Consider the following 19,357-nt stretch of genomic DNA (forward strand, 5'->3'; position numbering starts at 1 on the left):
TCGCCCCGCTTGTGCATCTTTTCACTTTGGTTATTCACTATTGTTGCTTTACTTGCCCCGCGCCGCCGCCAATAGTAACCCCATGATTAACAAAGGATAGAGGGCACTATGCCACTGAAGATTGCGGCGCTGTGCGCGCTGTTGCTGAGCGCTGCCGTGCAGGCGGCCACGACGGGCGGTATCGACCTGCAGGCTAACCGAGAGCCGATACGCACGGAGAAAAACCCGGCGGCTATCGCGCTGATCCCGGCGAACTTTCACTTCGCGGTGCCCGGCAAGCTGACGGTGGCGGTAGCATTCGAGAACTCCCCGCCGCTGGCGCTGTTCGCCGAAGACAATAAAACGCTGATCGGCAGCGATCCGGACATCGCCCGCCTGGTGGCCGACAGCCTCGGGCTGGAGCTGAATCTGGTGCCCACCTCCTGGGAAGATTGGCCCTTGGGCATCAGCGCGGGCAAATACGATGCGGCGATCTTCAACATCGCCGTCACCAAACAGCGTAAAACCAAATTCGACTTCGCCACCTACCGGGTGGACACGCTGGGCTTTTACGTCAAATCCACCAGCCATATCACCTCGATCAATCGCCCGCAGGACGTAGCCGGGCTGCGGATCATCGTCGGATCCGGCACCAATCAGGAAAACATTCTGCTGGGATGGGATAAGCAGAATCGCGCCGCCGGGCTGCCGCCGGTACAGCCGATCTACGTGACCGACGACGCCGCCACCAACCTCAGCATTCAGTCCGGGCGCGCCGATGCGTTCTTCGGCCCCCACTCCACCGGCGCCTACAAGGCGGCGCTGACCGGCAAAACCAAAATGGTCGGCATCGGCCCCAACGTGGCCTACGTCGCGGTCACCACCAAAAAAGGCAACGGGTTGGTGAACGCCGTCAACGCCGCGATCAATGGCGCGATCGTCAGCGGCGAATATGCTCAGGTGCTGGAACGCTGGGGCGAAGGCGACGAAAAGGTCGAGCGCTCAACCATCAACCCGCCGGGCATCGGCGACTAGCTACCGATCAGCTGCGGGGCATGTCGGCGCATCCACTCGGCCAGCGAGTCCAGCGTCGGCCGCAGCGATTTGCCGAGCGTGGTGACCTGGTACTCCACCCGCGGCGGCACTTCGGGATACACCTGCCGCGTCACAAGACCGCGCTGCTCGAACAGCCGCAGCTGGCGCGTCAGCTCTTTTTGCGCAATAGGCGCCACCGCCCGCTGCAGCTCGCTGAATCGCACCGGGCCATCGATCATAATCAGCCGGTACAGGATGGGTATCGCCCATTTGCCCGACACCAGATTGACGAAGTCCACCATCGGGCAGGATTCGCCCGCCGTCGGCAACGCCGACAAATTATTTTTCGCCGCTAAGGGCGCGCGCGCCGTCATTTCATCCCACCTCGTCCTTTAGTATCCAAAAGGTGCCTACTATGCAAAAGGAACTATAGCGCAAATAATGCCGTAACAGACGTTAAAGAGGAATCGGTTATGTCACGACTGCAAAGCAAATACGCATTGATCACCGGCGGCACCAGCGGCATCGGGCTGGAAACCGCCCGCCAATTCATCGCCGAGGGCGCAACGGTGGCGATCACCGGCCGCAGCCAACGTGCCCTGGACGCGGCGGGCCAGGCATTGGCGGGCAAGGCGCTGTTGCTGCTGAGCGACGCCGGCGACATCCCACAGCAACGTGCGCTGGCGCAGCAGTTGGAGCAACGGTGGCCGCGGCTGGACGTGCTGTACGTTAACGCCGGCGACGTCACGCACCGCCCGCTGCCGGAGTGGGATGAGCAGAGCTACCAGCGGCTGATGGACATCAACCTGAAGGGGCCGTTCTTTCTGATCCAGGCGCTGCTGCCGCTGCTGGCCAACCCTTCTTCGGTGATCCTGTGCGGTTCGGTCAGCGCCCATATCGGCCTGCCGCAGAGCAGCGCCTACGCCGCCAGCAAAGCCGGTTTGCTGTCGCTGGCCAGAACGCTGTCCGGTGAGCTGCACGCGCGCGGCATCCGCGTCAACGGCCTCAGCCCCGGCCCGACCGAAACCCCGGCGCTGGGAAAACTGGGGCTGGCGGAAGCGGATGAACGGGCATTGCGCGATGATATCCGCGCGCTGGTGCCGATCGGCCGCATGGGCAGCGCACTGGAGCTGGCCAAAGCGGCAGTGTTTCTGGCGGCGGATGAGTCGGCGTTTATGGTCGGCGCGGAGCTGCAGATGGATGGCGGCGTGGGGAACCTGTAACCGCGCGCGACACCCTAAGAAGGCCGCTTGCGCGGCCTTTATCTGTCCCTCTCAGCTCACCCCTTGAATCGGGTTGGTATTAAAGGTGTAGACCACGATCTTCCATTGGCCCTGCTGTTTCTCCAATACAAATACTTCACGGTTTAAATCGATCAGGGTAGCACCGTCGCTTATTCGGGTAACCGTTGCTCCGCGATGATGGTGCGTGCGCACATAGGCCATATTCCCGTTCACGTTGACGCTGTCATAAGCAAACTCTGTTTCAAATTTCTCGTTTTTAAATAAGTCATCATATTGTTGGCGGCGCTTTTCATTGCTGTCCGCCGTCGGTTTTTCGTTCCATTGTGAGTAACTTTCTGGCGCAAAAAGTGACAAAATCGTTTGCGTATCGCCGGCGTTAAGCGCTGTCTGGTAGCGGTTTATCAGCTCATACACCGCCTTCTGTTCGGCCGCGACGCCCGCCTCTGCGGAAACCCTGTAACTTTGCGATGCGGCCTCGCTGCTTGCGGCATAAGTTTGGCCGCACAAGCCCGCGCCCGCCAATAACAATACGGCAGTTAATTTTTTCATATAAATATCCTCTTCGGCATTATTTCATTATGGCAATACAGGATGCAATTTCAGATAAATAAAAACGCTGAAAATAAATTATCCAATGCTGCGTCAAATTGACAGCCGGCATATTTAAAAATACTCTTTTAATAATTTAAATAATGGAAGCCGTTAACATGAATGAACTGCACGCGCTGCGCGTATTCTGCCAGGTGGTGGAAATGGAGGGGTTCAGCCAGGCGGCAACCAAAATGGGGCTCTCCCCGGCCAGCGTCACATACAGCATCAATCAGCTTGAAAAACAGTTCGGGCAACCCCTGTTCAAGCGTTCAACCCGGCGCTTCTCGCTGACCAGCGCCGGGGAGCGTTGCTATCGCACCGCACAAGACATCCTGCAGCAGTTTGACCGGCTGAAAAACGACATGTCGGGCGATTTTGAACAACCGCGAGGACCGCTGCGGGTCGAGATAGCCACGATGCTCAGCAGCATGCATATCGCTCCGGCGCTCCCGGCTTTTTTGGCGCAATACCCGGAATTGCAGCTCAGCGTGTCGGTTAGCGATCGCCTGGTCAATCCGGCGGAAGATCGCGCCGACGTATTTATTCGCATCGGCGCCGGCCACATACCCGAGATGGTCAGCCGTCAATTGCTGCAACCACGCTATTTGCGCTGTGCGTCTCCCGATTATTTTGCGCGCCATGGCCGGCCGGAACACCCGGAACAGCTGCAACAGCATCAGCGGCTGGGATTTATCCGTTCAGGCGCGGCGGCGGCGGACGACTGGCAGTTCATTCGTGGTGACGAGCGCTACCGTCTGGCGCCCAGCCCGCTGCTGAGTTTCAACCATTCACAATCGCTGTGCGAGGTGGCCAGGAACCACCTCGGCCTGGTTTACTTGCTGGACTGCACTCTGGAAAACTATCTGAAGGCAGGCGAACTGGAACCGATACTGCAGGAGTGGGCGCCCACAGGGGCACCGATCAATATTCTCTATCCGCGCCTGCGGGATCGCAGCCATAAAATTCGGGTTTTCGTCGACTTCATCAGCGAACTGTTCGCCAACAAATTCGCCGGGCCCCGCTCCCGCGTCTCACCCTAACCCAGGGATATCGACGCCGAAAGTCTGCAACAGCAACACCACGTTAAGCAGCACGATCACCACCGTGCCGACCACTGCCGCCAGGCTGGTCCAGCGGCCGTTGGCAAACTCGCCCATGATGTCACGGCGACGGGTGAACATCACCAGCGCGATCATCGGCGCCGGCAGCGCCAGGCTCAGCACCACCTGGCTGTAGACCAGCGCGTCGGTGGCGTTGACGCCCATCGCCACCACGATAAACGCCGGTACCATGGTGACCAGGCGGCGCACCCACACCGGAATGCGGAAACCGACGAAGCCCTGCATGATCATTTGCCCGGCCATGGTGCCCACCACCGAACTGGAAATGCCAGAGGCGATCAGCGACGCCAGGAAGATACCGGCGGCGGCCGCGCCGAACAGCGGCGTCAGCGTATGGTAGGCGGTGCCAATTTCGGCCACGTCGCTGTTACCGGCGTGGAAAGCGCTCGAGGCCATGATCACCATCGCGATATTCACCAGCCCTGCCAGCGCCAGCGCGATCACCACTTCAATATTGGAGAAACGCAGCAGTTTGCGCCGCTCGCCGTTGTCGCTGGCCGGGCTGCGGTGCTGGGTCAGCCCCGAGTGCAGGAAAATGGCGTGCGGCATCACGGTGGCGCCGATAATGCCGACGGCGATGGTCAGCGCCTGGGCATCCGGCAGTTGTGGCGTCACCATGCCGATCCCGGCCGCCTGCCAGTTCACCGGCACAATGAACATCTCCACCAGGTAGCACAGCGCGATGATGCCTACCAGGCCGCCGATCATCAGCTCGACCGGCCGGAAACCTTTCTTTTCCACCATCAACAGCGCATAGGTGATCACCGCCGTCACCCCCATCCCCACCAGCAGCGGCATGTGGAACAGCAGCGCCAGCGCGATCGCCCCGCCGAGAAACTCCGCCAGATCGGTGGCCATCGCCGCCACTTCGCTAAGCAGCCACATGCCGATCACTACCGGCCGCGAAAACTGATCGCGGCACATCTCCGCCAGATTGCGGTTGGTGACGATGCCGAGCTTGGCCGACAGCGCCTGGAACAGCATGGCGATCAGGTTGGCCATCACCACCACCCACAGCAGGCTGTAGCCGTATTTCGCCCCGGCCTGGATGTTGGTGGCGAAGTTACCGGGGTCCATATAGGCAATAGAGGCAATCACCGCCGGGCCGGCGAACAGCAGCGGCGTAAAAGCGCCGCGTTTGCGCCCGGCAAGGGCGGCACCAATCGCAATGTTGGTCCGTTCGGTTAACGATGAGGGAGTTGCCGCGTCTCGCATGAAGTACCCTTAATCTTTTGCTGGTTATTTTTCCACCGATCATGCTGACAATGTAGCATCGGCTACACTTTATGCAACAGGCGAAATTAATGGGCTTTGTGTAGAGATATTTCTAACTACCACAATGCGTGGCATCGAATTGATAATGTGTGCTATTTGGACTAACTTAGGGCAACCCTCCCCGCATTGCCGGGAGACGCCATTTTTATGCTTACAGGACGCCCCACGCTATGGTTACCCGCGCGCCAGATAACGCCGACCGCCCCGCCCAGACCGACATGCCGGACGAGGCCGAGCACGCCCTGCGTTTTAGCCGCGCCCGCGAAGCGCAGTCCAATGCGCTGATCGAAGATTACGTTGAGCTGATCGCCGATTTGCTGCAAAGCACCCGTGAAGCCAGAACCACCGATATCGCGCGCCGCTTCGGCGTGTCTCATCCGACGGCGATCAAAAATATCGCGCGGCTGAAAAGCGCCGGGCTGGTGGAATCGCGCCCTTATCGCGGGGTATTTCTAACCGAGGAAGGCGAGCAGCTGGCGCAGAAGGTGCGCCGCCGTCACCGCATCGTGGTCGATCTGCTGATGTGCCTCGGGGTGCCGAGTGAAACTGCCGAGCTGGACAGCGAAGGGATTGAACACCATATCTCGGACGAAACGCTGGCGGTGTTCGAGCATTACTTGCAGCAACACGTCAAACCCTGACTCCCGGGGCGCCGATGAGCTACGCCGTGCAGCACGTTCATGGCCTGCGCCTGGTGGTTTTCGCCGAAGCCGGGCCGCTGTTGAAAGACGAAAACGACGTCAGCCTGTTTATCGCGCCCGCTTTTGAACACGAGGCCGGGATGATTGCCCTCCCCGTCAACCGCCTCGACGCCGCCTTCTTCCAGCTAAGAAGCGGCGTGGCCGGCGCCGTATTGCAGAAATTCATCAACTACCGCCTGCGCGTGACGCTGCTGGGTGATATCACCCCCTGGCTGGCGCAAAGCTGCGCGCTGCAAGATTTTGTGCGTGAAGCCAATCGCGGCGAACAGATCTGGTTCCTTCCTTCTCTCGCCAAGCTCGAACAGCGGCTTGGTACCTGACGGCAGGCAATAAAAAAGGGAGGCTTTCGCCTCCCTTGGTAACTCCCCTTCCTGAATCAGTGATTACGGATGTATTCGTCCATATCGGTTTTCAGGTTGTCGGACTTGGTGCCAAAGATGGCCTGCACGCCGGAGCCAGCGACGACTACGCCGGCTGCGCCCAGTTTCTTCAGGCCCGCCTGGTCAACTTTGGACACGTCGGCCACGCTGACGCGCAGACGGGTGATGCAAGCATCCAGATTAGTGATGTTTTCTTTACCGCCGAAGGCCTGAACCAGCGCCGCGGACATTTCGGAACCGCCCTGCGCAGTCTGCTCGGCAGCGGTGTCTTCACGGCCCGGGGTTTTCAGATCCAGCTTGGCAATCAGCACGCGGAAGATGGTGTAGTACACCAGACCGTAGACGATGCCGACGATTGGGAACAGCCAGATTTTGCTGCTGTTGCCGCTCAGTACGATAAAGTCGATCAGGCCATGCGAGAAGCTGGTGCCGTCACGCATGCCCAACAGGATGCAGATTGGGAACGCCAGGCCGGCCAGGATAGCGTGGATCACGTACAGGATCGGCGCGACGAACATGAAGGAGAACTCGATCGGCTCGGTGATGCCGGTCAGGAACGAGGTCAGCGCGGCGGAGATCATGATGCCGCCGACTTTCGCGCGGTTTTCCGGCTTGGCCGAGTGCCAGATGGCGATGGCCGCAGCAGGCAGACCGTACATTTTGAACAGGAAGCCGCCGGACAGTTTACCCGCGGTTGGGTCACCCGCCATGTAGCGAGGGATATCACCGTGGAATACCTGGCCCGCCGCGTTGGTGAACTCACCAATTTGCATTTGGAATGGTACGTTCCAGATGTGGTGCAGACCGAACGGCACCAGAGCACGCTCAACCACGCCGTAAATGCCGAAGGCCACGACCGGGTTCTGATAAGCCGCCCACTGCGAGAAGGTCTGTATAGCCGTACCAATCGGTGGCCAGATGAAGGACAGCACTACGCCCAGAACGATCGCCGCCAGACCGGAAATGATCGGCACGAAGCGCTTACCGGCAAAGAAGCCCAGGTATTCCGGCAGTTGAATGCGGAAGAAGCGGTTGAACATATAGGCCGCGATGGCACCGGAGATAATCCCCCCGAGCACACCGGTATCCGCCAGGTGTTTGGCCGCAATCTCTTCAGCCGGCAGGTGCAGCACCAGCGGCGCAACCACCGCCATGGTTTTCACCATGATGCCGTAAGCCACCACCGCCGCCAGCGCGGAAACGCCGTCGTTGTTGGTGAAGCCCAAGGCGACGCCGATGGCGAAAATCAGCGGCATGTTGGCGAAGACCGAACCGCCCGCTTCCGCCATCACGTGGGAGACTACCGCAGGTAGCCAGCTAAAGTTGGCGGAACCGACGCCCAGCAGGATACCTGCGATAGGCAACACGGACACCGGCAGCATGAGCGATTTACCTACTTTTTGCAGGTTTGCAAATGCGTTCTTGAACATAGTTGAGTGTGCTCCTGAGTAATAATGCTTTGCTACTTCTTGTCGCGATTGGTCGCGCTGCAAGGGGGGGAGAAAAACCCCTGCAATTCAGGGTGTCTGAGCACCCCTTGAATTTATTACGCAGAGTAAAATAAATAGCCTGCGCAATGTTTGATGACAATCACGTTTCGATGATCGAGCCGCGGCAACTTTGCATAAACCGGCCGTTTTTTGGCAAAACCGGCCAAAAAACACGCACCAATCCCCCTGAAACGGGAGGGAACCTTACCCGTTTCAGTGATTAATTACGAGCTTAAAAAAAATTACGCAGACAATGACCTACAGCTATAGCCTAGGTCAAAGATCACAGATCGAGGTGAAATAAGCGTGAAAAGTTGGCGGTGGTGGCTTCGGCCAGTTGTTCCAGGCTGACGCCCTTCAATACTGCCATGTATTCAGCCACATCACGCACATAGGCGGGTTGGTTTTCTTTGCCGCGATGCGGCACCGGCGCCAGATAAGGCGAATCGGTTTCCACCAGGATGCGATCCAGCGGCACGTAGCGTGCCACTTCGCGCAGCTGTTCGGCATTGCGGAAGGTGACGATGCCGGAGAAGGAGATGTAGAAGCCCAGATCCAGCAAAGCTTCGGCCGTGGTCAAATCTTCAGTGAAGCAGTGCAGCACGCCGCCGCAGTCCTGTGCGTTCTCTTCACGCAGGATCGCCAGCGTGTCCGCGCGCGCCTCGCGGGTGTGGACGATCACCGGCTTGTTCAGATCCCGGCCAATGCGGATATGTTCGCGGAAAGAGTCCTGCTGCAGCTCAAGATTGTCTTTCTGGTAGAAGTAATCGAGCCCGGTCTCTCCCAGCGCTACCACCTGCTCCGCCGCCGCCAGGCGACGCAGCTCGGCGTAATCATACCCCTCTTCCAGATTGAGCGGATGCACCCCGCAGGAGAAAGCCACATCGTTGCGCTCGCCGATCAGTTCGGTCATGGAACGGTAACCCGGCAACGTGGTGGCGACCGCCAGCACATAGCCGACGTCGCGCGCTTTGGCTTTGGCCAGCGCATCGTCCACATTCTGATGCAGCGTTTGATAATCCAGACTGTCAAGGTGGCAATGAGAATCGACTAACAACATAATTTTTAACTCTTTTACTTTACAGCGAATGAGGGTGGGAATAGCCGGCGGCGCCAAGCATCTGTTCCCAGCGAAGTAACTGTTCGGTCAGCAGCAGCTCGCGATTGACACCCACCACGCTGAGCAGCTGATGGCGGCAGGTCAGCCACTGCTGCACGATCTGCTGCAGCGAAGCGCTGCTCAGCACGCTGGCCAGCTGATGCACCAGTGGTTGCTGATCCTGATTCAATACATAGTGATGCGCGCCCTGCTGCCACTTCATCGCGTCCACCAGCAGCGCGCACAACCAGTGCAGGCGCTCGGCGACATCTTCATGGTTCAGCACCGGCAACAGCGACAGCATATCGCGCTGCGGCAGCGCGGCGCTCAACGCGGTGCACAGGGCGCTGCGCTGTTGCCACTGCTGCGGCTGCAACAGCTGTTCGGCGGCCAGCGGCGCGCCGTCGTGCAGGCGCAGCGCCGTGAGGCGGTCTGTCTGAGAACCGGCCGCCTGCCGGCCCAGCCACTGCAGGCTGAGCTGCTCATCCGGGCTGGCCAAATGCCAATAAAGACAGCGGCTGCGTAGCGTCGCCATCAGCCGCGACGGCTCACGGCAACCCAGCAGAAAATAGGTTTTCTCCGGCGGCTCTTCCAGCGTTTTAAGCAGTGCGTTGGCCGCCGCCTCGGTCAACTGTTCCGCCTGCGGCAGCCAAATCACCTTGGCGCCGCCCTGCTGCGCGTGGGCGTACAGCGTTTCAATCACCTGGCGGATCGGTTCGATACCCAGGTTGCTCTTGCCCTTTTCCGGCGCCAGCACGTGATAATCCGGGTGATTCCCCGCCAGCATCAGCCGGCAGCTGTGGCACTCGCCGCAGCTTTTTTCGCCGTTGCGCTGTTGGCAGATCAACCAACGGCTCAGGCCGTAGGCCAGCGCATCGTCACCATTGCCCGCCGCCGCATGCAGCAGCAGCGCATGGTGGCCGCGACCGTCGGCGTACTGCCCAATCAGCTGGCGATAAGGGCCATTCAGCCACGGGTACCAGTTCATTATGCGCCTTCCTGCTGCCGCAGCCAGTGGCCGACGCAGTCGCGGATCGCCGCGGTCACCTGTTCCAGCGGCTGGGCGGCGTCAACGGTAACGATCGTTTCATCCTGCGCCGCCAGCTCAAGATAGCGAGCGCGGGTGCGTTCGAAGAACGGCAGCGCCTCCTGTTCGATGCGATCCAGCTGGCCGCGCGCCTGTGCGCGTTGCAAGCCGACCAGCGGAGGCAGATCGAGATAAACCGTCAAATCCGGGCGGAAATCCCCCAGTACGGTGTCGCGCAGCGAGCTCATCAGCTGTGGATCCACACCGCGGCCGCCGCCCTGGTAAGCCTGTGAAGAGAGATCGTGGCGGTCGCCCACCACCCAGGCGCCACGCGCGAGGGCGGGTTTGATCACGGTTTCCACCAGCTGCACGCGCGCAGCGTACAGCATCAAGACTTCGGCCTTGATGGTCGGCAATTCGCCGTCGATGCCGCGTTTGAACAGTTCGCGCAGCTTCTCCGCCAGCGGTGTGCCGCCCGGTTCGCGGGTGAAAACGATGTCGTTGATGCCATGTTCGCGCAGCACATTGACTACCGTGTCACGCGCTGTGGTTTTGCCCGCGCCTTCCAGCCCTTCGATTACAACGAATTTACTTTTCATTCTTTTCCTTTAACGCCTGACGGTACACGCGCACCGCCTGGTTATGGCTCGCCAGATTGGTGGTGAAGGTATGCCCCCCCTTGCCGTCGGCGACAAAATAAAGATATGGCGTTTTGGCCGGATTGGCGGCCGCTTGGAGCGAGGCCTCGCCCGGCATGGCGATCGGCGTTGGCGGCAGGCCGGCGATCACATAGGTGTTGTAAGGCGTCGGCGTCTCCAGATCCTTGCGCGTGATGTTGCCATTATAGCTTTCGCCCATGCCGTAGATCACCGTCGGATCGGTCTGCAGGCGCATGCCGATGCGCAAACGGTTGACGAACACCGACGCCACCTTGCTACGCTCTTCCGGCACCGCGGTCTCTTTCTCGACGATCGAGGCCATAGTCAGCAGCTCTTCCGGCGTTTTATACGGCAGGCTGGTGTCGCGGCCGTCCCAGGCGGCCTGCAGCGCTTTGTTCATACGAACATGTGCGCGTTTGAGCAGCGCGATATCGCTCATGCCGGCGGTATACTGATAGGTATCCGGGTACAAATGCCCTTCCGGGGTTTCTCCCGCAGGAATGCCGAGCGCTGTAGCGATCTCCACTTCGCTCTTGCCCGCCAGGGTGTGTTTCAGGTATTTGGACTGCTGCAATACCTGCTGCCAGTCACGCAGGCGTGAGCCTTCGATAAAGCGTGCGGTGAACTGCGCCTCTTTGCCGCTGGCCAACAGTTTCAGCATCTGGCGCACCGTCATTCCCGGCGTGAACCGGTAGGTACCGGCTTTAAACTCCGCCAGCTCCGGCTCCAGTTTCAGCAGCCACTGGAACCAGCGGCCGCTGCGCACCAGTTTATCGCGCACCAGTAACCCTTCCAGCGCCATCCGGCCGGTGCCGGCAGGCAGTTTGAAGATGGTTTCTTGCTGGATAGCCAGCGGCGTATCGGCAAAGCGTTCGATCTTCTGGTAGCCCCAAAACAGCAGCGCCAATACCAGAACAACAATAACAGACAGGACCTTCAGCTTTCTTTTCTTCATCAATCAGCCATGGTTAACAGTGTGGACGCAAAAAATCATACAGCTGGCGCGAATGATAACGCCATGATTGAGCAACGTTTACCGGCAGCAGCGGCATCAGCGCGTTGCTCACCAGGACTTCGTCGGCATCGGCCAGCGTCTCCAGCGGTTCGCTGACGCAGTGCAGACGGTATTCCGAGCCCGCCAGCAGCGCGATCACCCGCCGCCGCATCAGGCCCGCGACGCCCGCCTGGCTCAGGTCCGGGGTAAACACCGCTTTTCCCTTACGCCAGAACAAATTAGCCGCACAGCATTCCACCAGCATACCGGCAGTGTCAAGCACCAGTGCCTCGTCGGCGGCCGTCTGGTCAAGATGCGCGCGGATCAGCACCTGCTCCAGGCGGTTCAAATGCTTCAACCCCGCCAGCAGCGGATTGCGCGCCAGCGCCAACGGGCTGAGCGCAAGCGTGATGCCCTGCTCGCGCCACTGCAAATAGTGCGCAGGGTAGCTGCTGCGGGCGACGATGCGCGTTGGATTTTCGCACCCCGTCGGGCTGTAGCCCCGCCCGCCGCTGCCGCGCGTCAGTATCGCTTTGACCACGCCGAGCGGAATTGATTCGGCCGCCTGAGCCATCTCGCGCTCGAAAGCGGCCCAATCGGTAGTGGGCAGCATCAGCCTCTGTGCCGTTTGCTGCAGCCGCTCCAGGTGCCAGGGCAGCAGCTCGATTTTGCCATCGACAACCCGGGCGGTAGTAAAGCAGCCATCGCCGAACTGCAGGCCACGATCGCTCGGCGCCAGCGCATCGTGGCGTTGTCCGTTAATCCAGTACATGCTTCCTCCTGTTGCCGGGTGATTTCATTACGCTCGCAGAATAGCAGGCGACGAGGCAATACGCAGCCCTGCTGACGGCCGGACGCCAGGCGTAAAAAAGCCCGGTTAAAAAACCGGGCTTTTCATCAGCGAACAACCGCGCGAGTTACACTCGGCGGAAGATCAGCGAGCCATTGGTGCCGCCGAAGCCGAAGGAGTTGCACAGGGTGAACTCCATATCGCTGACCTGGCGCGCTTCGTGAGGCACGAAGTCCAGATCGCAACCTTCATCCGGGTTATCCAGGTTGATGGTTGGCGGTACCGCCTGATCGCGCAGCGCCAGCACGGTAAAGATGGACTCGATCGCGCCCGCCGCACCCAACAGGTGGCCGGTCATCGATTTGGTCGAGCTCACCAGCACGCGCTGGGCATCAGCGCCGAAGACGGATTTCACCGCCTGCGCTTCCGCCTGGTCGCCCGCCGGCGTAGAGGTGCCGTGCGCGTTGATGTAACCGATTTGTGACGGGGTCACACCGGCGTCAAGCAGGGCATTTTCCATCGCCAGCGCAGCGCCTGCGCCGTTTTCCGGTGGTGACGTCATGTGATAAGCATCGCTGCTCATCCCAAAGCCAACCACTTCGGCATAGATTTTCGCGCCGCGTTTTTTCGCGTGTTCGTACTCTTCCAGCACCATCATGCCGGCGCCGTCGCCCAGCACGAAGCCGTCGCGGTCTTTATCCCACGGACGGCTCGCCGCCTGCGGGTTGTCATTACGGGTGGACAGGGCGCGCGCTGCGCCAAAGCCGCCGACGCCCAATGGGGTGCTGGCTTTCTCTGCCCCACCGGCCAGCATCACGTCAGCATCATTGTAAGCAATGATACGCGCTGCATGGCCGATGTTGTGCACACCTGAAGTACAGGCGGTGGCGATGGAAATGCTTGGGCCACGCATGCCGTACATGATTGTCAGGTGGCCTGCAATCATATTCACGATGGTGGAGGGCACGAAGAACGGACTGATTTTCCGTGGGCCACCGTTAACCAGTGAACTGTGGTTTTCTTCGATCAAACCCAGGCCGCCGATGCCGGAACCGATCGCGGCTCCAATACGGCTGGCGTTAGCCTCGGTGATGTCCAGACCTGCATCCTGCATGGCTTGCATGCCGGCAGCGATACCGTACTGGATAAAGGCATCCATCTTGCGCGCATCTTTGCGGGAGATGAAATCCTCAGAATTAAAATTCTTTACCAGGCCAGCAAACTTGGTCGCATAGGCAGTGGTATCGAAATGGTCGATCAGGCTGATGCCACTCTGACCGGCAAGAAGAGCGTTCCACGTGGACTCTACCGTATTGCCGACAGGAGACAACATGCCCAGTCCGGTCACAACTACTCGACGCTTAGACACGTTTGTCCTCCAGGGAGGGAAAAATATGACACTAGGGATAGAAAAAACTTAGGCGGTCGAACGACCGCCTAGATATGTTCTCTTACTGCTGGCTGGCGTTGATGAAATCAATAGCTGCCTGAACAGTAGTGATCTTCTCAGCTTCTTCGTCTGGAATCTCGGTGTCGAATTCTTCTTCCAGTGCCATTACCAGCTCAACGGTGTCAAGAGAATCAGCGCCCAGATCTTCAACGAAAGAAGCGTTGTTCAAAACTTCTTCCTGTTTAACACCCAGTTGCTCAACAATGATTTTCTTAACGCGTTCTTCGATAGTGCTCATACTCTTAAATTTCCTATCAAAACTCGCTTTCGCGATGGTTTTCGTAGTGTATAAAATGCTGAAAAAGATGCAACTAAATCCCGGCTGGTCAAACCACGATTTTACGCTATTTTGCGGTTTTTGCCTCAAATAACGCAAATGGTTTTCACATTTTTTAAATCATGTACATGCCGCCATTGACATGTAACGTTTCACCGGTGATGTAGCCGGCCTCATCAGAGGCCAAAAATGCAACAGCGCTGGCGATTTCTTTAGCATCGCCCAGCCGGTTGGCTGGAACTGATGACAAAATGCCTGCGCGTTGATCATCTGTCAACGCCCGTGTCATGTCCGTCTCAATAAAGCCAGGTGCCACGACGTTGACCGTAATGCCACGTGAAGCAACTTCACGTGCCAAAGATTTGCTAAAACCAATCAGGCCGGCTTTAGCCGCCGCGTAGTTCGCCTGCCCTGCGTTCCCCATGGTGCCGACGACGGAACCGATGGTGATGATACGGCCAAACCGCTTTTTCATCATAGCGCGCATTACCGCTTTTGACAGGCGGAATACGGAAGTCAGGTTGGTGTCGAGGATATCCTCCCACTCGTCATCCTTCATACGCATCAGCAGGTTATCACGCGTAATGCCGGCATTATTCACTAAAATGTCGATTTCGCCAAATTCGGCGCGAATCGATGCCAGCACGCTGTCGATAGATTGCGCATCAACAACGTTCAACATAAACCCTTTGCCGTTTGCGCCCAGGTAGCTGCTGATCGCTTCAGCGCCGCTCTCGCTGGTCGCGGTACCGATCACTTTGGCGCCGCGTGCCACAAACGTTTCTGCAATAGCTCGGCCAATACCGCGGCTTGCGCCGGTGACCAGAACGATTTTACCTTCGAAGCTCATCATTTTCCTCTTTATTGTTCAAGCGCCGCCGACAGGCTGGCGGTGTCGTTCACCGCCGCAGCCGTCAGGGTGTCAACAATACGTTTAGTCAGACCGGTCAGCACTTTGCCCGGCCCCACTTCCAGCAGCGACGTCACTCCCTGTGCTGCGATAAACTCTACGCTTTCGGTCCAACGCACCGGGCTGTACAGCTGACGCACCAGCGCGCTGCGGATCGCTTCCGGATCGTTTTCGGTGCGCACGTCGACGTTGTTCACCACCGGCACCTGCGGCGCGTTGAAGGTGATGTCCTGCAGCGCCACGGCCAGCTTGTCGGCGGCCGGCTTCATCAGCGCACAGTGCGAAGGCACGCTCACCGGCAGCGGCAGCGCACGTTTGGCGCCGGCAGCTTTACAGGCGGCGCCTGCGCGTTCAACCGCTTCTTTGTTGCCGGCGATGACCACCTGGCCCGGCGAGTTGAAGTTGACCGGAGAAACCACCTGCCCCTGCGCAGACTCTTCGCACGCCTTGGCGATCGCGTCGTTGTCCAGACCGATGATGGCGTACATCGCGCCGGTACCTTCCGGCACTGCTTCCTGCATCAGCTTGCCGCGCAGCTCGACCAGACGGATCGCCGCCTTGAAGTCCAGCACGCCGGCGCAGACCAGCGCCGAGTATTCGCCCAGGCTGTGACCCGCCATCAGCGCAGGCGCTTTACCGCCCTGCTGCTGCCAAACGCGGAAAATCGCCACCGAGGCAGCCAGCAGAGCCGGTTGGGTCTGCCAGGTTTTGTTCAGTTCTTCCACCGGGCCTTGCTGCACCAGCTGCCACAGGTCGTAACCCAGGGCGGAAGAAGCCTCGCCAAAGGTTTCTTCGACGATCGGGAACTGTGCGGCCAACTCGGCCAGCATGCCAACGGTCTGCGACCCCTGGCCCGGGAAAACAAAAGCAAATTGCGTCATTTTTTCTTCCTGTCCAAATCAGAAACGAACCAGCGCCGAGCCCCAGGTAAAGCCGCCGCCAAAGGCTTCCAGCAGCACCAGTTGGCCACGCTGAATTCGCCCGTCACGCACCGCTTCGTCCAGTGCGGAAGGCACCGAGGCGGCAGACGTGTTGCCGTGACGATCGAGCGTCACCACCACTTTGTCCATCCCCATGCCCAGTTTTTTCGCCGTTGCGCTGATGATGCGCAGGTTGGCCTGGTGCGGCACCAGCCAATCCAGCTCGCTGCGGTCCATGTTGTTGGCCTGCAGCGTCTCGTCAACGATGCGCGCCAGCTCGGTAACCGCAACCTTGAAGACTTCGTTGCCCGCCATGGTGACATAGGCCGGCTTGTCTTGATTCTGACGATCCTTGTACGGCAGCGTCAGCAGGTTGCCGTAGCTGCCGTCGGCATGCAGATGGGTAGACAGAATGCCCGGCGCTTCAGACGCCCCCAGCACCACCGCACCCGCACCATCGCCAAACAGAATGATGGTGCCGCGATCTTCAGGATCCAGCGTGCGCGACAAGACGTCCGCGCCGATAACCAGCGCATGTTTGACCGCGCCGTTTTTCACGTACTGATCGGCCACGCTGAGCGCATAAGTAAAGCCGGCGCAGGCCGCAGCCAGATCGAACGCCGCGCAGTCTTTGATGCCCAGCATTTGCTGCACCAGGCACGCCGCGCTCGGGAACGCGTGAGTCGTTGTGGTGGTCGCCACGACGATAAGCCCAATGTCTTCTTTAGCCACACCTGCCATTTCCAGCGCTTTCTCAGCGGCCTGGAAGCTCATCGTCGCGACGGTTTCATCCGCAGCAGCGATGCGACGTTCGCGGATACCGGTACGCGTGACGATCCACTCGTCAGAGGTATCCACCATTTTTTCCAAATCAGCATTGGTGCGCACTTGTACGGGCAAATAACTCCCCGTACCGAGAATCTTTGTATACATGTACGATCAGTCACTCTTAGGTAATACAGCCTCAAGGCGCGCAGCAATCCTTTCCGGGACTTGCCGCTGCACCGCCTGCACAGCCTGTTCGATTGCGACTGCAAACGCGTGAGGGTTCGCAGCGCCGTGGCTCTTGACTACGGTGCTGCGCAATCCTAACAGACATGCGCCATTATACTGGTCGGGGTTCAGGTGGCCGAACCGCTTAACCACCCGTTTTTGCAACCAACGGCCCAACAATTTCAGCCACCACGCTTGCTTGTTTCCGTCGCCGGACGATTTCAGCAGCGATAAGAATACCCTGACCACCCCTTCCATGGTTTTCAGGGTGACGTTGCCCACGAAGCCATCGCAGACCAACACGTCGGTCTTGCCGGTGAGCAGTTCGTTTCCTTCCAGGTAACCAATATAGTTGATTGCCGGAGTATTTTTTAGCACAGCGGCCGCTTCGCGGATATTATCCAGGCCTTTGGTCTCTTCTTCGCCAATATTCAGCAGCGCCACCCGCGGTTGCGCAATGCCGATCACCTCTTCCGCCATCACCGCGCCCATCACGGCAAACTGCACCAGCATGGTACTGTCACACTCGACGTTGGCGCCCAGATCCAGCACCACGGTTTTACTGCGTTGCTGATTCGGGATCGCCGTCATCAGCGCCGGGCGCTCGATGCCGTCCAGCGGCTTGACCAACAGCTTCGCCAATCCCATCAGCGCACCGGTATTACCGGCGCTGACGCAGCCCTGCGCATTGCCGCTGCTGAGCTGTTCGAGCGCAATGCGCATCGACGTGCCGCGGCTGGCGCGTATCGCTTGTGAAGGTTTTGCGTCGCCGGCGATCACAGACTCGGCGGGCACGACTTGCAGACGCTCCAGAAGAACCGGATCGGCATGGGCAAGCAAAGGGGAGATGACGTCGGGATTGCCGACCAGCAGGAGATGAAGCTGTAAATTAGAGGCCAGTGCCTGCAACGAAGCAGGCACTGTGACGCAGGGACCGAAGTCCCCGCCCATTGCATCTAACGCCAGGGTTAGACGAGTCAAGGTATCGCTACTTAGCCGATAACCTTGCGACCGCGGTAGAAACCGTCGGCAGTGATGTGGTGACGACGGTGAGTTTCACCGGATACTTTGTCTACAGACAGAGTAGTCGTGGTCAGAGCATCGTGCGAACGACGCATGCCACGCTTGGAACGGGTTGGTTTATTCTGTTGTACGGCCATGGACCTTACTCCTCAATTACTTACGCTTTAAACTGGCTAATACGGCAAACGGATTCGGTTTCTCCGCCTCGGGAGGCAGTTGGCCAAATACCATGTCCGCTTCGGACACTTCACAGTGTTCAGATTCATGTACCGGAACGACAGGCAGTGAAAGAATAATTTCGTCTTCAATCATTGCCAACAGATCGACTTCGCCAAACTCGTCAACTTCGATCGGTTCGTACGCTTCCGGTAATGCCTCAGCCTGCTCATCATTGACGACCGGGCTAAAACAATATGTTGTGTGAACCTGATGTTCGAACGGGACTCCACAGCGTTGGCACATCAACGTTACCGTGACGTCCGCATGCCCTGTTATCACCGCGAGGCGCTGATTGTCGATATTAAACGACAACGACACCTCAACATCACTGTCCACACTGACCACGGAGTCGGCAACACGAGTAACCTGCTCAGGCGCATAGACACCAGCATAGTCCAGGCGTTTCTGAGCGGTACGTACCGCATCAATGGTCAAGGGTAATTTTACCTTTTGCATAGGGCGCGCATATTAACTTTGTAACGACATAGAGTCAAAGAAAAAGGCCGTAAAACGGCTCCTTTCACCAATATTCGCTTCCACAGCGGCCGACAGTTTAAAATGCCGTACCCATTTACGCTACGGTTTGCGAAAAAAATTATGCAGAGATTGCTTTTAGCCTCCACCTCCCCCTATCGAAAAATGCTGCTGGAGAAGCTGCAACTGCCGTTCGACTGCGCCGCGCCGCAGGTGGATGAAACCCCACTGCCGGGTGAAAGCGCCGAAGCGCTGGTGCTGCGCCTGGCGACAGCGAAGGCTCAGGCGCTGGCCCTCGCCTACCCCGAGCATCTGATCATCGGTTCCGATCAGGTCTGCGTGATCGATGGCAGCATCACCGGCAAGCCCCATACCGAGGTGAACGCCCGGGCGCAGCTGCGCCAGGCCAGCGGCCAGGCCGTGACCTTCTATACCGGCCTGGCGCTGTACAACGGCCGCAGCAAGCAGCTGCAGGCCCTGTGCGAGCCTTTCCACGTGCATTTTCGCGCGCTGAGCGAGGCGGAGATCGCCGCCTATGTGCGTCTAGAGCAACCGCTGAACTGCGCGGGCAGTTTCAAGAGCGAGGGATTGGGGATCGCGTTGTTCGACAGGCTGGAAGGCCGGGATCCGAACACCCTGATCGGCCTGCCGTTGATCGCGCTGTTGGCGATGTTGCGGGCTGAAGGCATCAACCCGCTGGTCTGAC

Annotated in this window: 23 protein-coding genes; 6 read left to right on the forward strand and 17 right to left on the reverse strand. The window is 59.0% G+C overall.

Annotated features, from left to right (window positions below; all coding sequences use genetic code 11):
* Positions 1 to 108 precede the first annotated feature (108 nt).
* Entirely contained in the window at positions 109 to 1,014 is a 906-nt protein-coding gene (locus tag RE418_RS21320) for a transporter substrate-binding domain-containing protein (protein ID WP_025302427.1), read from the forward strand.
* On the opposite strand, the gene RE418_RS21325 is transcribed toward RE418_RS21320, so the two are convergent.
* Positions 1,011 to 1,388, reverse strand: coding sequence for a helix-turn-helix domain-containing protein (locus tag RE418_RS21325; protein WP_072271517.1), 378 nt, complete (start codon positions 1,386 to 1,388; stop codon positions 1,011 to 1,013). The genes RE418_RS21320 and RE418_RS21325 overlap by 4 nt on opposite strands.
* A 99-nt stretch (positions 1,389 to 1,487) precedes the next feature.
* On the opposite strand from RE418_RS21325, the gene RE418_RS21330 reads away from it, so the two are divergent.
* The gene (locus RE418_RS21330; RefSeq protein ID WP_089180772.1) at positions 1,488 to 2,237 is read left to right on the forward strand and encodes an SDR family oxidoreductase; all 750 of its coding nucleotides are present in this window, start codon (positions 1,488 to 1,490) and stop codon (positions 2,235 to 2,237) included.
* Positions 2,238 to 2,288: 51 nt separating this feature from the next.
* Here RE418_RS21330 and RE418_RS21335 read toward each other — a convergent pair whose 3' ends face one another.
* Positions 2,289 to 2,807 carry a DUF4440 domain-containing protein gene (locus tag RE418_RS21335; protein ID WP_060447386.1) on the reverse strand — a complete coding sequence of 173 codons (519 nt, stop codon included), beginning with the start codon at positions 2,805 to 2,807 and terminating at the stop codon, positions 2,289 to 2,291.
* Between the two features lie 158 nt (positions 2,808 to 2,965).
* Between RE418_RS21335 and RE418_RS21340 the strand changes: the two genes are divergently transcribed.
* Positions 2,966 to 3,889 (forward strand): LysR family transcriptional regulator, encoded by a 924-nt coding sequence (locus RE418_RS21340; protein ID WP_399675539.1) that lies wholly within the window; start codon positions 2,966 to 2,968, stop codon positions 3,887 to 3,889.
* Here RE418_RS21340 and RE418_RS21345 read toward each other — a convergent pair.
* The gene (locus tag RE418_RS21345; RefSeq protein WP_213928160.1) at positions 3,881 to 5,185 is read right to left on the reverse strand and encodes an Nramp family divalent metal transporter; all 1,305 of its coding nucleotides are present in this window, start codon (positions 5,183 to 5,185) and stop codon (positions 3,881 to 3,883) included. The genes RE418_RS21340 and RE418_RS21345 overlap by 9 nt on opposite strands.
* Positions 5,186 to 5,415: 230 nt before the next feature.
* On the opposite strand from RE418_RS21345, the gene mntR reads away from it, so the two are divergent.
* The gene (gene mntR, locus RE418_RS21350; protein ID WP_025302421.1) at positions 5,416 to 5,886 is read left to right on the forward strand and encodes a manganese-binding transcriptional regulator MntR; all 471 of its coding nucleotides are present in this window, start codon (positions 5,416 to 5,418) and stop codon (positions 5,884 to 5,886) included.
* A 14-nt stretch (positions 5,887 to 5,900) separates the two neighbouring features.
* Positions 5,901 to 6,266 (forward strand): DUF4180 domain-containing protein, encoded by a 366-nt coding sequence (locus RE418_RS21355; protein ID WP_213928161.1) that lies wholly within the window; start codon positions 5,901 to 5,903, stop codon positions 6,264 to 6,266.
* Between the two features lie 56 nt (positions 6,267 to 6,322).
* On the opposite strand, the gene ptsG is transcribed toward RE418_RS21355, so the two are convergent.
* The 14 genes from ptsG to yceD all read right to left on the reverse strand — a co-directional run bounded on the left by ptsG (position 6,323) and on the right by yceD (position 18,633).
* Positions 6,323 to 7,756: a PTS glucose transporter subunit IIBC gene (ptsG, locus tag RE418_RS21360; RefSeq protein WP_016928184.1), complete on the reverse strand. Its 1,434-nt coding sequence runs from the start codon at positions 7,754 to 7,756 to the stop codon at positions 6,323 to 6,325.
* 343 nt (positions 7,757 to 8,099) lie between these two features.
* Positions 8,100 to 8,876, reverse strand: coding sequence for a metal-dependent hydrolase (locus tag RE418_RS21365; RefSeq protein WP_043141693.1), 777 nt, complete (start codon positions 8,874 to 8,876; stop codon positions 8,100 to 8,102).
* A gap of 19 nt (positions 8,877 to 8,895) precedes the next feature.
* Positions 8,896 to 9,903, reverse strand: a complete 1,008-nt coding sequence (gene holB / locus RE418_RS21370; protein ID WP_025302416.1) for a DNA polymerase III subunit delta' — start codon at positions 9,901 to 9,903, stop codon at positions 8,896 to 8,898.
* On the reverse strand, positions 9,903 to 10,541 hold the full coding sequence (gene tmk / locus RE418_RS21375) for a dTMP kinase (RefSeq protein WP_025302415.1): 639 nt from the start codon (positions 10,539 to 10,541) through the stop codon (positions 9,903 to 9,905). The genes holB and tmk overlap by 1 nt, the downstream gene beginning before the upstream one ends.
* Positions 10,531 to 11,556, reverse strand: a complete 1,026-nt coding sequence (gene mltG, locus RE418_RS21380; protein ID WP_173890337.1) for an endolytic transglycosylase MltG — start codon at positions 11,554 to 11,556, stop codon at positions 10,531 to 10,533. The genes tmk and mltG overlap by 11 nt, the downstream gene beginning before the upstream one ends.
* Before the next feature lie 13 nt (positions 11,557 to 11,569).
* Positions 11,570 to 12,367 carry an aminodeoxychorismate lyase gene (pabC, locus tag RE418_RS21385; RefSeq protein ID WP_213928162.1) on the reverse strand — a complete coding sequence of 266 codons (798 nt, stop codon included), beginning with the start codon at positions 12,365 to 12,367 and terminating at the stop codon, positions 11,570 to 11,572.
* Positions 12,368 to 12,512: 145 nt separating this feature from the next.
* On the reverse strand, positions 12,513 to 13,754 hold the full coding sequence (gene fabF, locus RE418_RS21390) for a beta-ketoacyl-ACP synthase II (RefSeq protein WP_025302412.1): 1,242 nt from the start codon (positions 13,752 to 13,754) through the stop codon (positions 12,513 to 12,515).
* 82 nt (positions 13,755 to 13,836) lie between these two features.
* Positions 13,837 to 14,073, reverse strand: coding sequence for an acyl carrier protein (acpP, locus tag RE418_RS21395; protein ID WP_004719003.1), 237 nt, complete (start codon positions 14,071 to 14,073; stop codon positions 13,837 to 13,839).
* 154 nt (positions 14,074 to 14,227) lie between these two features.
* Entirely contained in the window at positions 14,228 to 14,962 is a 735-nt protein-coding gene (fabG, locus tag RE418_RS21400; protein WP_016928193.1) for a 3-oxoacyl-ACP reductase FabG, read from the reverse strand.
* 11 nt (positions 14,963 to 14,973) lie between these two features.
* Entirely contained in the window at positions 14,974 to 15,903 is a 930-nt protein-coding gene (fabD, locus tag RE418_RS21405; protein ID WP_049208450.1) for an ACP S-malonyltransferase, read from the reverse strand.
* Between the two features lie 18 nt (positions 15,904 to 15,921).
* Positions 15,922 to 16,875, reverse strand: a complete 954-nt coding sequence (locus RE418_RS21410) for a beta-ketoacyl-ACP synthase III (RefSeq protein WP_025302411.1) — start codon at positions 16,873 to 16,875, stop codon at positions 15,922 to 15,924.
* Between the two features lie 6 nt (positions 16,876 to 16,881).
* A complete protein-coding gene (gene plsX, locus RE418_RS21415; RefSeq protein ID WP_025302410.1) occupies positions 16,882 to 17,916 on the reverse strand; it encodes a phosphate acyltransferase PlsX in 1,035 nt (344 codons plus the stop codon).
* 11 nt (positions 17,917 to 17,927) lie between these two features.
* A complete protein-coding gene (gene rpmF, locus RE418_RS21420; protein WP_004927778.1) occupies positions 17,928 to 18,095 on the reverse strand; it encodes a 50S ribosomal protein L32 in 168 nt (55 codons plus the stop codon).
* Between the two features lie 16 nt (positions 18,096 to 18,111).
* Complete coding sequence (gene yceD / locus RE418_RS21425; RefSeq protein WP_004927780.1) at positions 18,112 to 18,633, reverse strand: 23S rRNA accumulation protein YceD; 522 nt, start codon at positions 18,631 to 18,633, stop codon at positions 18,112 to 18,114.
* A gap of 141 nt (positions 18,634 to 18,774) precedes the next feature.
* Between yceD and RE418_RS21430 the strand changes: the two genes are divergently transcribed.
* Complete coding sequence (locus RE418_RS21430) at positions 18,775 to 19,356, forward strand: nucleoside triphosphate pyrophosphatase (protein ID WP_145956977.1); 582 nt, start codon at positions 18,775 to 18,777, stop codon at positions 19,354 to 19,356.
* Position 19,357: the final 1 nt, after the last annotated feature.

This window comes from Serratia sp. szju (assembly GCF_044594185.1).
GTDB classification, from domain to species: Bacteria; Pseudomonadota; Gammaproteobacteria; order Enterobacterales; family Enterobacteriaceae; genus Serratia; species Serratia bockelmannii.

What these genes read in the sequence shown, in the direction of transcription:
- RE418_RS21320 (WP_025302427.1), top strand. Translation starts at nt 109, where the DNA reads ATGCCACTGAAGATTGCGGCGCTGTGCGCGCTGTTGCTGAGCGCTGCC.
- RE418_RS21325 (WP_072271517.1), bottom strand. Translation starts at nt 1,388, where the DNA reads ATGACGGCGCGCGCGCCCTTAGCGGCGAAAAATAATTTGTCGGCGTTG.
- RE418_RS21330 (WP_089180772.1), top strand. Translation starts at nt 1,488, where the DNA reads ATGTCACGACTGCAAAGCAAATACGCATTGATCACCGGCGGCACCAGC.
- RE418_RS21335 (WP_060447386.1), bottom strand. Translation starts at nt 2,807, where the DNA reads ATGAAAAAATTAACTGCCGTATTGTTATTGGCGGGCGCGGGCTTGTGC.
- RE418_RS21340 (WP_399675539.1), top strand. Translation starts at nt 2,966, where the DNA reads ATGAATGAACTGCACGCGCTGCGCGTATTCTGCCAGGTGGTGGAAATG.
- RE418_RS21345 (WP_213928160.1), bottom strand. Translation starts at nt 5,185, where the DNA reads ATGCGAGACGCGGCAACTCCCTCATCGTTAACCGAACGGACCAACATT.
- mntR (WP_025302421.1), top strand. Translation starts at nt 5,416, where the DNA reads ATGGTTACCCGCGCGCCAGATAACGCCGACCGCCCCGCCCAGACCGAC.
- RE418_RS21355 (WP_213928161.1), top strand. Translation starts at nt 5,901, where the DNA reads ATGAGCTACGCCGTGCAGCACGTTCATGGCCTGCGCCTGGTGGTTTTC.
- ptsG (WP_016928184.1), bottom strand. Translation starts at nt 7,756, where the DNA reads ATGTTCAAGAACGCATTTGCAAACCTGCAAAAAGTAGGTAAATCGCTC.
- RE418_RS21365 (WP_043141693.1), bottom strand. Translation starts at nt 8,876, where the DNA reads ATGTTGTTAGTCGATTCTCATTGCCACCTTGACAGTCTGGATTATCAA.
- holB (WP_025302416.1), bottom strand. Translation starts at nt 9,903, where the DNA reads ATGAACTGGTACCCGTGGCTGAATGGCCCTTATCGCCAGCTGATTGGG.
- tmk (WP_025302415.1), bottom strand. Translation starts at nt 10,541, where the DNA reads ATGAAAAGTAAATTCGTTGTAATCGAAGGGCTGGAAGGCGCGGGCAAA.
- mltG (WP_173890337.1), bottom strand. Translation starts at nt 11,556, where the DNA reads ATGAAGAAAAGAAAGCTGAAGGTCCTGTCTGTTATTGTTGTTCTGGTA.
- pabC (WP_213928162.1), bottom strand. Translation starts at nt 12,367, where the DNA reads ATGTACTGGATTAACGGACAACGCCACGATGCGCTGGCGCCGAGCGAT.
- acpP (WP_004719003.1), bottom strand. Translation starts at nt 14,073, where the DNA reads ATGAGCACTATCGAAGAACGCGTTAAGAAAATCATTGTTGAGCAACTG.
- fabG (WP_016928193.1), bottom strand. Translation starts at nt 14,962, where the DNA reads ATGAGCTTCGAAGGTAAAATCGTTCTGGTCACCGGCGCAAGCCGCGGT.
- fabD (WP_049208450.1), bottom strand. Translation starts at nt 15,903, where the DNA reads ATGACGCAATTTGCTTTTGTTTTCCCGGGCCAGGGGTCGCAGACCGTT.
- RE418_RS21410 (WP_025302411.1), bottom strand. Translation starts at nt 16,875, where the DNA reads ATGTATACAAAGATTCTCGGTACGGGGAGTTATTTGCCCGTACAAGTG.
- rpmF (WP_004927778.1), bottom strand. Translation starts at nt 18,095, where the DNA reads ATGGCCGTACAACAGAATAAACCAACCCGTTCCAAGCGTGGCATGCGT.
- yceD (WP_004927780.1), bottom strand. Translation starts at nt 18,633, where the DNA reads ATGCAAAAGGTAAAATTACCCTTGACCATTGATGCGGTACGTACCGCT.
- RE418_RS21430 (WP_145956977.1), top strand. Translation starts at nt 18,775, where the DNA reads ATGCAGAGATTGCTTTTAGCCTCCACCTCCCCCTATCGAAAAATGCTG.